Consider the following 14384-nt stretch of genomic DNA (forward strand, 5'->3'; position numbering starts at 1 on the left):
TCCTCTCTCGTTCCTGGCCGGAATCGGGAACCGAGTAAAGGGTGAGTAAGTTGCATAGGTGGGGGCCCGCGATCACGGGGGCCGCACCCGGTCCACGGAAAACGCGGGCCTGACGAATCAACAGCGAACTTCGAGGTGCCTACCTTGGCTTTCCAGATGCCGGACCGCGGCGGAGGCCCGACAGGGCCACGGATCAGAGTGGGCCGCCCGTCCCGGCGGGTCCGGACCCTGCTCATGACACTGGGCGTCCTGGCCGTCCTCGGCATGGTGTTCACCATGTTCGCGGGCTTCTGGACCGACTGGCTGTGGTATCGCTCGGTCGACTACTCGTCGGTGTTCACGACGACCCTGTGGACCAAGATCGGACTCTTCTTCGTCTTCGGTCTGCTGATGGCCCTCGCCGTCGGCTTCAACATCTGGCTGGCACACCGGATGCGGCCGCCGCTGAGCGCCATGTCGATGGAGCAGCAGAACCTCGACCGGTACCGGATGGGCATCGCCCCGTACAAGAAGTGGCTGCTGCTCGGCATCACCGCGCTGGTGGGCCTGATCGCGGGCGCCTCGGCCTCGAGCCAGTGGCGGACCTGGCTGATGTGGGTCAACGGCGTGCCCTTCGGCCAGAAGGACCCGCAGTTCAAGCTCGACGTCTCCTTCTACGCCTTCGACCTGCCCTGGTACCGGTTCCTGCTGGGCTTCGGCTTCGCGGCCACGATCCTGTCGCTGATCGCCGCCGCGCTCACCCACTACCTGTACGGCGGGCTGCGCGTCACCAGCCCGGGCGCGCGCGCCACCGCCGCGGCCACCGGACACCTGTCGGTGGTCCTCGGCGTCTTCGTCGCGCTGAAGGCGGTCGCGTACTGGCTCGACCGGTACGGACTGGCGGTCAAGTCCAGCGACTTCAAGGCCACCGACAGCTGGACGGGCCTCAGGTACGTCGACGCCAACGCCTACCTGCCGGCCAAGACGATCCTGTTCTGCATCGCCGTGATCTGCGCGCTGCTGTTCTTCGCCACCCTGTGGCGGCGCACCTGGCAGCTGCCCGTGATCGGCTTCGGCCTGATGGTGCTGTCGGCGATCCTGATCGGCGGCCTGTACCCGGCGATCGTGCAGAAGTTCCAGGTCCAGCCGAACGAGCAGGCCAAGGAGGCGCCGTACGTCGAGAAGAACCTCAAGGCCACGCGTGAGGCCTACGGCATCGACGACTCCAAGGTCACCGACTACCCGGGCACGAGCCAGACCGAGGACAAGACCCAGCTGCGGGACGACGTCGCCGGCACGGCGAGCATCCGGATCATGGACCCGAACATCGTCTCGCCGACGTTCCAGCAGCTCCAGCAGATCAGGAACTACTACGCGTTCCCGACCAACCTGGACGTCGACCGGTACAGCAAGGACGGCAAGGACCAGGACACCGTCATCGGTCTGCGCGAGCTGAACCTCAACGGCATCCCCAAGCGGAACTGGATCAACGACCACTTCCGGTACACGCACGGATACGGTGTCGTCGCCGCCGAGGGCACCAGCGCCGACTCCGGCGGCCGTCCGAAGTTCACCGAGTCCGACCTGCCGTCCAAGGGCGACCTCGGGACGTACGAGCAGCGCGTCTACTACGGCGAGCGGACGACCACGTACTCGATCGTCGGCGGTCCCCAGAAGGAGATCGACTACTCCGACGACAGCGGCGAGAAGACGTACAGCTACCGGGGCGACAGCGGGGTCAACCTGGCCAACCCGGTCAACCGGGCCGCGTACGCGGTCGCGTTCAGCGAGCCGCAGATCCTGTACTCCGGCGCGATCGGCGAGGGTTCGCGGATCCTGTACAACCGCACGCCCAAGGAGCGCGTCGAGGCGATCGCCCCGTGGCTGACCATCGACGGCGACGCCTACCCGGCGGTGGTGGACGGCCGGATCCAGTGGATCGTCGACGCCTACACGACCACCAACGGCTACCCGTACTCGTCGCGGACGACCCTCGGCGACACCACGGCCGACTCGCTGACCGCCACCAACGACCAGCGCGCGGTGGTGGCCCAGCAGAACCAGGTCAACTACATCCGCAACTCGGTGAAGGCGACGGTCGACGCGTACAGCGGCGAGGTCAAGCTCTACGAGTGGGACACCCAGGACCCCGTCCTGAAGACGTGGATGAAGGCGTTCCCGGACACGGTGGAGCCGAAGAGCGAGATCTCCGACTCCCTGATGGCCCACCTGCGCTACCCGCAGGACCTGTTCAAGGTGCAGCGCGAGCTGCTCACCCGCTACCACGTGAAGGACGCCACGACGTTCCTCAGCGGCAGCGAGGTGTGGCAGGTGCCGGACGACCCGACCAACAAGACGGGCGACGCGGTGCCGCCGTACTACCTGAGCATGAAGATGCCGGACCAGCAGGAGCAGGTCTTCTCGCTCACCACGACGTTCACCCCGAACGGCCGTGACAACCTCAGCGCCTTCATGGCGGTCAACGCCGAGGCCGGTACCGAGGACTACGGCAAGATCAGAGTCCTGAAACTGCCGACGAGCACGACGGCCGCGGGCCCCAAACAGGTCCAGAGCCAGTTCAACTCCGAGCAGGACATCGCCGAGTCCATCAGGCTGCTGAGGGGCGGCGACTCCGAGGTCGAGTACGGCAACCTGCTGGCCGTCCCGCTCGACGGAGGCCTGCTGTACGTGGAGCCGGTCTACGTCCGCGGTGGCGGACTCAAGTACCCGCTGCTGCGGAAGGTGCTGGTGACCTACGGAGGCCAGACGGCCTTCGAGGACACCCTGGAACAGGCCCTCGACAAGGTCTTCGGGGCGGAGGGTCCGGCCACCGAGCCGCCACCGGGCGAGGACGAGGGCACCGGCGAGGACGAGGGCACGACGCCACCGCCGACGTCGGACAACCCCACGGTCCAGGAGGCGCTGAACGACGCCCAGGAGGCCTTCGAGGCCGGCCAGGAAGCCCTCAGGAAGAACGACTGGGAGGCCTACGGCCAGGCGCAGAAGGACCTCGAGGACGCGTTGCGCAGGGCTGAGGAGGCCCAGGCGGCCGAAGGGGGCGGCGGCGGGGACGGCGGTCCCGCTCCCGAGGCGAGCCCGAGCAGTTAGCGAGCAGGCCGGTCGGAGGCTCCCCCCGCGTCGTGCTACGGTTGCAGCACAACGACGCGGGGTGGAGCAGCTCGGTAGCTCGCTGGGCTCATAACCCAGAGGTCGCAGGTTCAAATCCTGTCCCCGCTACTGAAGTCGCGCAGTCGGCGACGGCAAAGGCCCGGATTCCGCAAGGAGTCCGGGCCTTTGTGATGTGCGAACGCATGTGCCCGGGGCAGGTGACGGCCATGCCGCCGACGGGAGTTGGGAGATCTGTGTTTGACTTGTCTCTCTGTGGGCATGTCGACAAAACGCTGAAGTGACCTCAATGGCTGCGGTATACCGGGTGTACCCAGGTTGCAGGTGGTGCGACGATGGACGTTATGGGGGACAAGGCAACTCTGTACGAGACAGGGCGTTTTGTGCAGGCCTCCTACCGGGAGGAAACCGGCGACGAGGCGGAGGGAATCGCCGACGAAGCGGCCGAGGAACTGCGGCAGAGGCTCGCCGCGGAGGCCGGTGACGTCGAGGCGATGAGCGTCCTCGGCGCCATGCTGCTGCGCCGCGGTGACCTCGACGGAGCCGAACCCCATCTGCGTGCCGCCACCGCCGCGGGCGACCGCGCCGCCGCCAACAACCTGGGCGTCCTGCTGCACCAGCGGGGCTACGCCGACGAGGCCGCCGGATGGTGGCGGATCGCCGCCGTCGCCGGCTCCGCGGCCGCGGCGCACGCGCTCGGCCGTCACCACCGGGAGCGCGGCGACGAGCCCGCCGCCGAGTACTGGCTGCGCCAGTCCGCCGAGCAGGGGCACCCCCTGGGCGCCTACGCCCTCGCCGACCTGCTGGAACACCGCGGGGACGCGGCCGGCGCCGAGCGCTGGATGCGGGCCGCCGCCGAGCGGGGGCACCGGGAGGCCGCGTACCGGCTGGCACGGGCACTGGACCGCAGGGCCGCGCAGGGGACGGAGGACGAGGGCGCCCCGCTGGTGGACGAGGCCGAGCAGTGGTACCGGCAGGCCGCCGCGCGCGGGCACCGCAGGGCCGCGCTGCACCTCGGGGCGATCCTGGAGAGACGCGGCGAGCTCAAGGAGGCCGGCCGCTGGTACCTGACCTCCGCCAAGGACGGCGAGCCCCGGGCCGCCTGCGCACTCGGCTTCCTGCTGCGCGACGCGGGGGACACGGAGAACGCCGCCGTGTGGTGGCTGCGGGCCGCGCAGGACGGCGACGGCAACGCCGCCAACGCGCTGGGCGCGCTGCACGCCGGGCGGGGCGAGACCCAGACCGCCGAGCGCTGGTACCGGGCCGCGATGGACGCGGGCGACGACAACGGCGCGTACAACCTCGGGCTGCTCTGCGCCGAGCAGGGCCGCACCCAGCAGGCCGAGCAGTGGTACCGCAGGGCCGCCTACGCCGGTCACCGCGAGGCGGCGAACGCGCTGGCGATCCTGCTGCTGAGGGCGGGGGACCGGACGGGTGCGGAGCCGTGGTTCTCCAAGGCCGCGGAGGCGGGCAGCGTGGACGCCGCCTTCAACCTCGGCATCCTGCACGCCGGCCGGGGCGAGGAGGAGGCCGCGCTGCGCTGGTACGAGCGGGCGGCCGCCGCCGGGCACTGCGAGGCGGCGCTCCAGGTCGGCATGGCGCGGCTGCGGGACGGCGACGAGGGCGAGGCGGAGCGGTTCCTGCGGTGCGCGGCGGGCGGCGGGAGCGCGGAGGCCGCGTACCGCCTGGCGACGGTGCTGGACGCCCGCAGGCCGCCGGAGCCCGCCCACGAGCTGGGGGAGCCGGTGAACCGGCGGAGCGAGTGCGAGGAGTGGTACGAGCGCGCGGCCTCCCAGGGGCACCGCCGGGCGCAGGTGCGCGTCGGCATGCTCGCCGCGGCCCGCGGTGACGTGGTCGAGGCGGCACGCTGGTACCGCGCGGCGGCCGAGGCCGGCTCCCGCAACGGCGCCTTCAACCTGGGCCTGCTGCTGGCCCGGGAGGGCAGCGAGCCGGAGGCGGCGGTCTGGTGGACCCGGGCGGCCGACGCCGGACACGGCCGGGCGGCGCTGCGCCTCGCGCTGGTCTACGCGCGGCGGGGCGAGCTCGCCGAGGGCCAGCGCTGGGCCGACCGCGCGGCGGCCATGGGCCCCGAGGCGGTCGCGGAGCGCGCCGCGCGCCTTCGTGACGCCCTGCGCCAGGAGCTGTCGGCCTGACCCGCGGCACCCGTGCGGTGGGGGCGGCCGCACGCCGGCCCCGGGCCCGCGCCGCGGCGGTCCGCGGAAAGCGATTTGCTTCCATGCGCATCCTTGACGTAACGTTGCATTCACCGACGCGGGGTGGAGCAGCTCGGTAGCTCGCTGGGCTCATAACCCAGAGGTCGCAGGTTCAAATCCTGTCCCCGCTACTGAAGGCCGAGGGCCGGAACCCGAAAGGGTTCCGGCCCTCGGCGTATTGAGCGTGCATCGAACCGCTCACCGCGGCGACGGACGGCACGACGAAGGGCCCCGGCACCCATCGGTGCCGGGGCTTTCGCTCACGCGTGTGGGGCGACTACGCCGCCGCGCAGTTCGGGCAGACGCCGCGGTACGTCACTTCCACGTCGGAGACCGTGAAGCCGAAGCGCTCCGTGTCGGGGAGGTCGGCCAGCGGGTTGCCGGTCGGGTGGACGTCGCGGATCGCGCCGCACTGAGCGCAGACCAGGTGGTGGTGCGGGCGGTGGGCGTTGGGGTCGTAGCGCTTGGCCCGCTTGTCCGTGGCGACCTCCAGCACCTCGCCGAGCGAGACCAGCTCGCCCAGGGTGTTGTAGACGGTCGCCCGGGAGATCTCGGGCAGCTTCGCGACAGCCCTGGCGTGCACCTCGTCGGCCGTCAGGTGGACGTGTTCGCCGTCGAGGACCTCGGCCACGACACGGCGTTGCGCGGTCATCCGCCATCCACGTCCGCGGAGCCGTTCCAGAAGGTCACTCATAGGCACCAGCCTAGCAGCAGAGGGGGACCAGGTCCCGAATGGGTGTGACTTTGGAGTCTCACTTGACTTAGACATTGTCCATTGTAGGATCGAGCTCGGCTTTGGCCAAGGGACAGATTGGTCCGGTAATGACGCAGGAGGCGCACGTGACGCAGGGACCGCTTACTACGGAGGCCGGTGCTCCGGTAGCCGACAACCAGAACAGCGAGACCGCGGGCGTCGGCGGCCCGGTGCTCGTTCAGGACCAGCTCCTTCTGGAGAAGCTGGCCCACTTCAACCGTGAGCGCATCCCGGAGCGCGTCGTGCACGCCCGTGGTGCCGGTGCCTACGGCACCTTCAAGGTCACCGCCGACGTCACGAAGTACACCCGGGCCAAGTTCCTCTCCGAGGTCGGCAAGGAGACCGAGGTCTTCCTGCGCTTCTCGACCGTGGCCGGCAACCTGGGCGCCGCGGACGCCGTGCGCGACCCGCGCGGTTTCGCGGTGAAGTTCTACACCGAGGAGGGCAACTACGACCTCGTCGGCAACAACACCCCGGTGTTCTTCATCCGGGACGCCATCAAGTTCCCCGACTTCATCCACACCCAGAAGCGCGACCCGTACACGGGCTCGCAGGAGGCGGACAACGTCTTCGACTTCTGGGGCCTGTCGCCCGAGTCGACGCACCAGGTGACCTGGCTGTTCGGTGACCGCGGCATCCCGGCGTCCTACCGCCACATGGACGGCTTCGGTTCGCACACCTACCAGTGGAACAACGAGGCCGGCGAGGTCTTCTGGGTCAAGTACCACTTCAAGACCGACCAGGGCATCAAGAACCTGACCGCCGAGGAGGCCGAGATCCTCGCGGGCAAGGACCCCGACTCGCACCAGCGGGACCTGCGCGAGGCCATCGAGCGCGGCGAGTTCCCGTCCTGGACCGTCTACGTCCAGGTGATGCCGGCGGCCGAGGCGGCGACGTACCGCTTCAACCCGTTCGACCTGACCAAGGTCTGGCCGCACGCGGACTACCCGCTGATCGAGTTCGGCAAGCTGGAGCTCAACCGCAACCCGGAGAACATCTTCGCCGAGGTCGAGCAGTCCATCTTCAGCCCCGCCCACTTCGTGCCGGGCATCGGTCCCTCCCCGGACAAGATGCTCCAGGGCCGTCTCTTCGCGTACGGCGACGCCCACCGCTACCGCGTCGGCATCAACGCCGACCACCTGCCGGTGAACCGTCCGCACGCCACCGAGGCGCGCACCCACTCCCGTGACGGCTACCTCTACGACGGCCGCCACAAGGGCGCGAAGAACTACGAGCCGAACAGCTTCGGCGGCCCGTCCCAGACGGACCGTCCGCTGTGGCAGCCCATCCCGGTGACCGGTGTCACCGGCGAGACGGTCACGCCCGTCCACGCCGAGGACAACGACTTCGTGCAGGCGGGCAACCTCTACCGGCTGATGACGGAGGAGGAGAAGGAGCGCCTGGTCAAGAACCTGGCGAACGCCATCTCCGGGGTCACGCGCGACGACATCGCCGACCGCGCGATCAACAACTTCCGCCAGGCGGACGAGGACTTCGGCAAGCGGCTGGAGGCCGCGGTCCAGGCCCTGCGCGGCTGATTCCAGCGCTGGACCGCTTGCCGGAAACACGGGCCGGACCCCTCAGGGGGTCCGGCCCGTTCCGCGTGCCCGCGACGGTGCCGGTGGGGGCACCCGCCCCTGCACCTATGCCGACGCCTGCGCCGGCACGTGGCGGCCCGGCTGCCGCGGCGGTGCCCAGCAGCGGATGATGTCGCGGACCGAGACGATGCCGACGGGCCCGCCGCGCTCCAGGACGATCAGATGGCGGAAACCGCCGTGGGTCATGGCGGCAGCGGCCTCCTCCAGGGTCCATGACGGGGCCGCGAAGACCACGTCGGTGGTGGTGTGGGCGTGGGCGCGCTCGGTGTCCGGGTCCTGCCCGAGCCCCAGGGAGTTGAGGACGTCCCGCTCGGTGAGGATGCCGATGCCGGTGCCGTCGGGGTCGAGGACCACGGCCGCGCCCACGCGGCGGGCGGACATCAGTGCGGCGGCCCGGCGGAGGGTGTGGGCGGGGCCGATGGTGAGGACCACGGTGCTCATGGCGTCACGGACGAGCATGGGTGGAGCCACCTCCTTCGGGAAACCGGACGCTCGCGGACGCGCCGTTGACGGACACGGCGTCCGCTAGTTCACGGTTTCACAAATTCACAAGTGGGGGGCTCCCAGAGTGGCAGGCGCAGCGGGGCGCAACAAGGGGGCGCGTGCGGCCGGCCGGCGGCGCGCACGCGGACCCGGAGCTCTCAGTAACGCTGGTTGAGGTACCCCAGCAGCTCGTCGTGGAGCAGGCCGTTCGACGCGGCGGCGTTGCCGCTGTGCGGCCCGGGACGGCCGTCGAGCCCGGTGAAACTGCCTCCGGCCTCGGTGACGACGATGGCGTTGGCGGCCATGTCCCACAGCGACAGCTCGGGCTCGGCGCACATGTCGACCGACCCCTCGGCGACCATCATGTACGGCCAGAAGTCGCCGTACGCGCGCGTGCGCCACACCTCGCGGGTGAGGTCGAGGAAGCCGTCGAGGCGCCCCTGCTCCTCCCAGCCGCCGAGCGAGGAGTACGCGAAGGACGCGTCGGAGAGCTTGGAGACGCGGGAGACCCGCAGCCGGGAGGCCGAGGACAGGCTGCGCCCGCTGAAGGCGCCGTGGCCCCGCGCGGCCCACCAGCGGCGGCCGAGGGCGGGCGCGGAGACGACGCCGACGACGGGCTGGAAGCCTCCCTCGCCCGCCTCCATCAGGGCGATCAGGGTGGCCCAGACGGGGACGCCGCGCACGTAGTTCTTCGTGCCGTCGATGGGATCGACCACCCAGCGGCGCGGACCCGTGCCCTCCACCCCGTACTCCTCGCCGAGGACCGCGTCCCTGGGCCGGGCGCGCTGGAGGTGGCCGCGGATGAGTTCCTCGGCGGCCCTGTCCGCCTCGCTCACCGGCGTCATGTCCGGTTTGGTCTCGACCTTGAGGTCGAGGGCCTTGAAGCGGTCCATCGTCGCGGCGTCGGCGGCGTCCGCGAGGACGTGGGCGAGACGCAGGTCGTCGAGGTAGTCGGGCATGAAACGAACGGTATCCGCCGGGGCGGGGGCGGGACCACAGGGGGTCCGCGAACCCTTGACAGCCCCCGGGGACGCGTCAAATCTGAACCGCAGGGTCGGTCGCTCGCCCCGAGGGAGGCGATGATGCCTGCAGCGCGGGAATCTCTGCTGGACGCCGCTTACACGGCGCTGGCGCGTCACCCGTGGTCCGCGGTGCGGATGGTGGACGTGGCCGCCGCGGCCGGAGTCTCCCGGCAGACGCTGTACAACGAGTTCGGCAGCAAGGACGGCCTCGCGCGGGCCCTCGTCCGCAGGGAGGCCGACGGCTACCTCGCCGGCGTCGACCGCGCCCTCACCGGCCCCACCGACGCGCGCGACCGGCTGACCGCGACCGCCGAGTGGACGACCTCCACCGCCCGCGAGAACGCCCTGGTCCGCGCCATGCTCACCGGCTGCTGGAGCGAACGCCTGCCCGTCCCGGCCCTCGCGCCCGCGCGGTCCGCCTCCGCCGTCCCCGCCCAGCGCCGCGCCGACGGTCCGCTGCCCTCGCCCGCCGACTTCGTGGCCCTCGTCCGCGACCGTGCCGTCGCCGTCCTGGCCGGCCCCGGGACACCCCGGACCGACACCCCCGACCTGGCCCGTTCCTGCGAACTCGTGGTCCGCCTCGCCCTGTCCTGCGTCGTCGCGCCCCCGGCCGAGGGCGGCGTGGCCGACCTGGTCCGCAGCGCCCTGCGCCGGCACCCCGTCGCGTGACGGCGAAGGCTCAGTGCGCCGACCCCGACAGCTGCAGCCCGATCACCCCGACGATCACCAGCGTGATCGACACGATCTTCAGCGTCGACACCAGGTCGCCGAGGAACACCATCCCGTAGACGGCCGTCCCCGCCGCCCCGATCCCCGTCCACACCGCGTACGCCGGTCCCACGTCCAGCTTCTTCAGCGACAGGGTCAGCAGGCCGAAGCTGCCGAGCGCGAACACGCAGAAGGCGATCGTCGGCCACAGCCGCGTGAAGCCGTGGGACAGCTTCAGGCACACGGCGAATCCGGTCTCGAGCAACCCGGCCACCACGACCAGCAGCCACGCCATGTGTCGTCCTCCCGTTCTCCCCACGCACGGTGACCGCTTCGCCGGGTTCGACGGGTCCGGGTCCGGCTCGGTGCGATTATGCACTTACCGCCCGGACACCGTGACAAACAACATGAAGGCGGAATTCCTAGTCGCCCTCCGTGCGCTCCCGCGTCGCCAGCAGCCGCCGCAGCGAGTACAACCGCGCCGGATCCGCGTTCCCCTCGGCCACCCACGCGTCCAGCGCGCAGTCCGGCTCGTCGTGACTGCACGCGCGGGGACAGCCCTGCGTGCCCGGCTCCAGATCGGGGAAGGCGTGGATGACCCGGGACGGGTCGACGTGGGCGAGCCCGAAGGACCGCACGCCCGGGGTGTCGATCACCCACCCGTCCGCGCCCGACAGCGGCAGCGCCAGCGCGGAGGTCGTCGTGTGCCGGCCCCGCCCCGTCACCGCGTTCACATGGCCCGTGGTGCGCCGGCGTTCCTCCGGCACCAGCGCGTTCACCAGCGTCGTCTTGCCGACCCCGGAGTGCCCCACGAACGCCGTGACCCGGCCGTCCAGGTGCTCCCGCACCCGGTCCGCCGCCGCGCCGGCCTCCAGTTCGGCACGGCTGGTGACGACGTACGGGATGTCGAGGTCGCCGTACAGCTCCAGCAGCTTGTCGGGCGGCGCGAGGTCCGACTTGGTCAGCACCAGCAGCGGCGTCAGCCCCCCGTCGTACGCCGCGACCAGGCAGCGGTCGATCAGGCGCGGGCGGGGTTCGGGGTCGGCGAGGGCGGTGACGACGGCCAGCTGGTCGGCGTTGGCGACGACGACCCGCTCGTAGGGATCGTCGTCGTCGGCGGTACGGCGCAGCACCGACGTCCGCTCCGTGATGCGCACGATCCGCGCCAGCGTGTCCTTCCTGCCGGACAGATCGCCGACGATCGCCACCCGGTCACCGACCACCGCCGCCTTGCGGCCCAGCTCCCGGGCCTTCATCGCCGTCACCACCCGGTCCTCGACGAGGCAGGTCAGCCGGCCCCGGTCGACGGTGAGGACCATGCCCTCGGCGGCGTCCTCGTGCTTGGGCCGGATGTGGGTGCGCGGCCGGTTGCCCTTGCGGTTGGGGCGGGAGCGGATGTCGTCCTCGTCGGTGTGCTTGCCGTAGCGGCGCATGGTCGTGAGTCCCTACTGTCCCAGCATCCCGGTCCACAGCTCGGGGAAGTCCGGCAGGGTCTTCGCCGTGGTCGCCACGTTCTCGATCTGCACCCCTCGACCACGAGGCCGATGATCGCGCCGGCGGTGGCCATGCGGTGGTCCTCGTAGGTGTGGAAGACCCCGCCGTGCAGCCGGCGCGGGCGGATGTGCAGACCGTCGGCGGTCTCGGTGACGTCGCCGCCGAGCTCGTTGATCTCCTTGGTGAGCGCCGCCAGGCGGTCCGTCTCGTGCAGCCGCAGGTGGGCCACGCCCCGCAGGGTGGACGGCGAGTCCGCGAGCGCCGCGACGGCCGCGATGCCCGGCGTGAGCTCGCCGACCTCGCCGAGGTCCACGTCGATGCCGTGGACCGCCCCGGAGCCGGTGAACACGAGCCCGTACTCGGTCAGCTCGCACGAACCGCCCATCTCGGTGAAGATCTCCCGCAGGCGGTCACCCGGCTGGGTGGTCCGGGCCGGCCAGTCCGGGACCACGACCCTGCCGCCGGTCACCAGCGCCGCCGCCAGGAACGGCTGGGCGTTGGACAGGTCCGGCTCGATGGTCAGGTCCCGGCCGAGCAGGGCGCCCGGGGTGACCCGCCAGACGTCGGGCTCGCCGCCCGACTCCGGGGTGTCCACCTGGGCGCCGACCGCGCGGAGCATGTCGACGGTCATGCGGATGTGCGGCAGGGACGGCAGCGTCGAGCCGGTGTGCCGGACCTCGACGCCCTGGTTGAAGCGCGGCGCGGACAGCAGCAGGGCGCTGACGAACTGGGAGGACGAGGAGGCGTCGACCGAGACCGTGCCGCCGTCCAGGGCGCCGCCGCCGTGCACCGTCATCGGCAGCGCGCCGCGGTCCTCGTCGTCGATCCGGGCACCCAGTTGGCGCAGCGCGTCGATGACGCCGTTCAGGGGACGCTCGTAGGAGCGCGGGTCGCCGTCGAAGCGGACGGGGCCGTCGGCCAGCGTGGCGACCGGGGGCAGGAACCGCATCACCGTGCCCGCGTTGCCGACGTCGACGGCGGCCGGACCGTGCAGGCCCGTGGGCAGCACCCGCCAGGCCTCGCCCGTGCCGTCCGGACCCACGCCCTCCTCGATCTCGACCCCCATGGCGCGCAGCGCGCCCGCCATCAGCAGGGTGTCGCGCGAGCGCAGCGGGCGGCGCAGCCAGCCCGGCTCGGAGGCGAGGGCGGCGAGCACGAGGGCGCGGTTGGTGACCGACTTGGACCCGGGCACGTGGACCGTCGCGTCGACGGCTCCGCTCGCGTGCGGGGCGGGCCAGAGGGCGGTGTGTGCGGGGTTAACGGTCATGCGCCCCACTTTAGTGGGCGGGGGTGGTCCGGGTACGGCGGCGTTGTGGCCGGTGGCCCGCCCGGAGCGCGGCCGCGCCCCGGCGCCGGACGCGCCCCGGGGCGGCCGTCACAGCTCCAGCAGCCAGCGCCCCCCGCCGAGCAGCGAGCACAGCGACACCGCGTGGAACAGGAAGAACCACAGTCCCGCCGGTACGTGCGTCAGCCGGGACAGCTGGTCCGCGTCCGAGTCCCCCGCACCCCCGTGCGCCCGCTTGGCCTGCAGCTCGAAGGCCGGGCGCACCCCGCCCAGCAGCAGGAACCACACCACGGCGTACGCGAACGCCGCCTGCACCTGGGGCCCGGCGAGCCAGGACACGGCCACGAACGTGCCGCCGGTGACGAGCACGGTCAGCACCCCGTACGCGTTGCGGATCATCACCAGCATCGCGAGCAGCAGCGCCGTCGCCAGCCACAGCAGCAGCGTGATGCGCCCGGCGCCGAGCAGCGCGGCGCCGCCCAGGCCCAGCAGCGGGGGCGCGGTGTAGCCGGCCGCCGCGGTCAGGATCATGCCGATGCCGTGCGGCTTGCCGCGGCTGACGGTCAGGCCGCTGGTGTCCGAGTGCAGGCGTATCCCCGTCAGGGTGCGGCCGGTCAGCAGGGCCACGAGCCCGTGACCGCCTTCGTGGGCGATGGTGATGGCGTTGCGCGAGAGCCGCCACAGCCCGTGCGGCACGACGACGGCGAGCGCGGCGGCCAGTGTGGCGACGACCACCCACAGATCGGGGTCGGGCTGGGTGCCGGAGACCTCGTCCCAGAGGGAGGCGAGGGAGGCGGACGCGGTGCCGATCGTGCTCGTGGTGCTTTCCATGTGTTTCCGTTGGCTCCCTCTGCCTGGGCGTACGGAGTCTGGCAGTGTTGCACGTATGTGCGGACGGTATGCAGCGAGTCGCAGGCCCGAGGATCTCGCAGGAATCTTCGAGATCGACAAGTGGGAGCCGGAGGAGAGCCTGGCGCCCGACTACAACGTGGCTCCCACCAAAGAGGTCTACGCCGTACTCGACCGCGCCCTGAAGGACGCGGACGACCCGCGGCCGGTTCGGCAGCTGCGCAAGCTGAGGTGGGGCCTGGTCCCCTCGTGGTCGAAGACGCCCGAGGGCGCTGCCCGGATGATCAACGCACGCGCGGAGACCGTCCACGAGAAGCCGTCCTACCGGCGCGCCTTCGCCACCCGGCGCTGCATCCTGCCCGCCGACGGCTACTACGAGTGGGTCACCGGCAAGCAGGAGCGGGACCTGGAGGTCGAGGGGAAGAAGAAGCGCCCCCGCAAGCAGCCGTACTTCGTGACGCCGGCGGACGGCTCGGTCTTCGCGATGGCCGGGCTGTACGAGTTCTGGCGGGACCGGACACTGCCGGACGACCATCCGCAGGCCTGGTGGGCGACGTGCACCGTCATCACCACCGAGGCGGAGACGGGCCCGCTCGCGGTGTCCCCGGCGGACGGCCCGCACACCCTGGCCGAGATCCACCCGCGGATGCCGCTCATGCTCACGCCGGACCGCTGGGACGCCTGGCTGGACCCCTCCCGCACGGACGCCGACGACCTGCGCGGACTGCTCGCCCCGCCGCCCCCCGGCCTGATGCGCGCCTACCCGGTCGCCACGGCGGTCAGCAACGTCCGCAACAACGGCCCGGAGCTGCTGAACGAGCTGGCCGCGCCGGAAGAGGGCACACTCTTCTGACGTGACCTCCGAGAGCCCCG

11 protein-coding genes, 2 tRNA genes and 1 pseudogene are annotated in these 14384 nt (G+C 71.5%); 7 read left to right on the top strand and 7 right to left on the bottom strand.

The window, feature by feature from the left end; translation table 11 throughout:
- Positions 1 to 156: 156 nt before the first annotated feature.
- The 4 genes from GL259_RS25720 to GL259_RS25735 all read left to right on the top strand — a co-directional run bounded on the left by GL259_RS25720 (position 157) and on the right by GL259_RS25735 (position 5449).
- Positions 157 to 3087 (top strand): UPF0182 family protein, encoded by a 2931-nt coding sequence (locus GL259_RS25720; RefSeq protein WP_243762602.1) that lies wholly within the window; start codon positions 157 to 159, stop codon positions 3085 to 3087.
- 55 nt (positions 3088 to 3142) lie between these two features.
- Positions 3143 to 3216 (top strand) — tRNA-Met (locus GL259_RS25725).
- 224 nt (positions 3217 to 3440) lie between these two features.
- Positions 3441 to 5258, top strand: a complete 1818-nt coding sequence (locus GL259_RS25730; RefSeq protein ID WP_208026521.1) for a tetratricopeptide repeat protein — start codon at positions 3441 to 3443, stop codon at positions 5256 to 5258.
- A 117-nt stretch (positions 5259 to 5375) separates the two neighbouring features.
- Positions 5376 to 5449: transfer RNA gene (locus GL259_RS25735), tRNA-Met, on the top strand.
- Positions 5450 to 5595: 146 nt separating this feature from the next.
- Here the strand turns inward: GL259_RS25735 and GL259_RS25740 are convergent.
- Positions 5596 to 6012 (bottom strand): Fur family transcriptional regulator, encoded by a 417-nt coding sequence (locus GL259_RS25740; protein ID WP_004983642.1) that lies wholly within the window; start codon positions 6010 to 6012, stop codon positions 5596 to 5598.
- 146 nt (positions 6013 to 6158) lie between these two features.
- On the opposite strand from GL259_RS25740, the gene GL259_RS25745 reads away from it, so the two are divergent.
- Positions 6159 to 7610 (top strand): catalase, encoded by a 1452-nt coding sequence (locus GL259_RS25745; protein WP_208026522.1) that lies wholly within the window; start codon positions 6159 to 6161, stop codon positions 7608 to 7610.
- A 105-nt stretch (positions 7611 to 7715) separates the two neighbouring features.
- Here GL259_RS25745 and GL259_RS25750 read toward each other — a convergent pair whose 3' ends face one another.
- Positions 7716 to 8129 (bottom strand): CBS domain-containing protein, encoded by a 414-nt coding sequence (locus GL259_RS25750; protein ID WP_159535697.1) that lies wholly within the window; start codon positions 8127 to 8129, stop codon positions 7716 to 7718.
- A 182-nt stretch (positions 8130 to 8311) separates the two neighbouring features.
- Complete coding sequence (gene hisN / locus GL259_RS25755; protein ID WP_159535698.1) at positions 8312 to 9112, bottom strand: histidinol-phosphatase; 801 nt, start codon at positions 9110 to 9112, stop codon at positions 8312 to 8314.
- Positions 9113 to 9232: 120 nt separating this feature from the next.
- Here hisN and GL259_RS25760 point away from each other — a divergent pair, with 120 nt between their 5' ends.
- Positions 9233 to 9844, top strand: a complete 612-nt coding sequence (locus GL259_RS25760; protein WP_159535699.1) for a TetR/AcrR family transcriptional regulator — start codon at positions 9233 to 9235, stop codon at positions 9842 to 9844.
- Positions 9845 to 9854: 10 nt separating this feature from the next.
- Here the strand turns inward: GL259_RS25760 and GL259_RS25765 are convergent, their stop codons facing one another.
- The 4 genes and pseudogenes from GL259_RS25765 to GL259_RS25780 form a co-directional block, all read right to left on the bottom strand.
- On the bottom strand, positions 9855 to 10178 hold the full coding sequence (locus tag GL259_RS25765) for a multidrug efflux SMR transporter (RefSeq protein WP_159535700.1): 324 nt from the start codon (positions 10176 to 10178) through the stop codon (positions 9855 to 9857).
- A 127-nt stretch (positions 10179 to 10305) separates the two neighbouring features.
- Positions 10306 to 11316 carry a ribosome small subunit-dependent GTPase A gene (gene rsgA, locus GL259_RS25770; protein ID WP_159535701.1) on the bottom strand — a complete coding sequence of 337 codons (1011 nt, stop codon included), beginning with the start codon at positions 11314 to 11316 and terminating at the stop codon, positions 10306 to 10308.
- 12 nt (positions 11317 to 11328) lie between these two features.
- Positions 11329 to 12644: pseudogene (aroA, locus tag GL259_RS25775) on the bottom strand (3-phosphoshikimate 1-carboxyvinyltransferase).
- Between the two features lie 108 nt (positions 12645 to 12752).
- Entirely contained in the window at positions 12753 to 13493 is a 741-nt protein-coding gene (locus GL259_RS25780) for a M50 family metallopeptidase (RefSeq protein ID WP_159535702.1), read from the bottom strand.
- 55 nt (positions 13494 to 13548) lie between these two features.
- On the opposite strand from GL259_RS25780, the gene GL259_RS25785 reads away from it, so the two are divergent.
- Positions 13549 to 14364: an SOS response-associated peptidase gene (locus GL259_RS25785; RefSeq protein WP_159535703.1), complete on the top strand. Its 816-nt coding sequence runs from the start codon at positions 13549 to 13551 to the stop codon at positions 14362 to 14364.
- Positions 14365 to 14384 lie beyond the last annotated feature (20 nt).

The organism is Streptomyces sp. Tu 3180, from assembly GCF_009852415.1.
GTDB lineage: Bacteria > Actinomycetota > Actinomycetes > Streptomycetales > Streptomycetaceae > Streptomyces.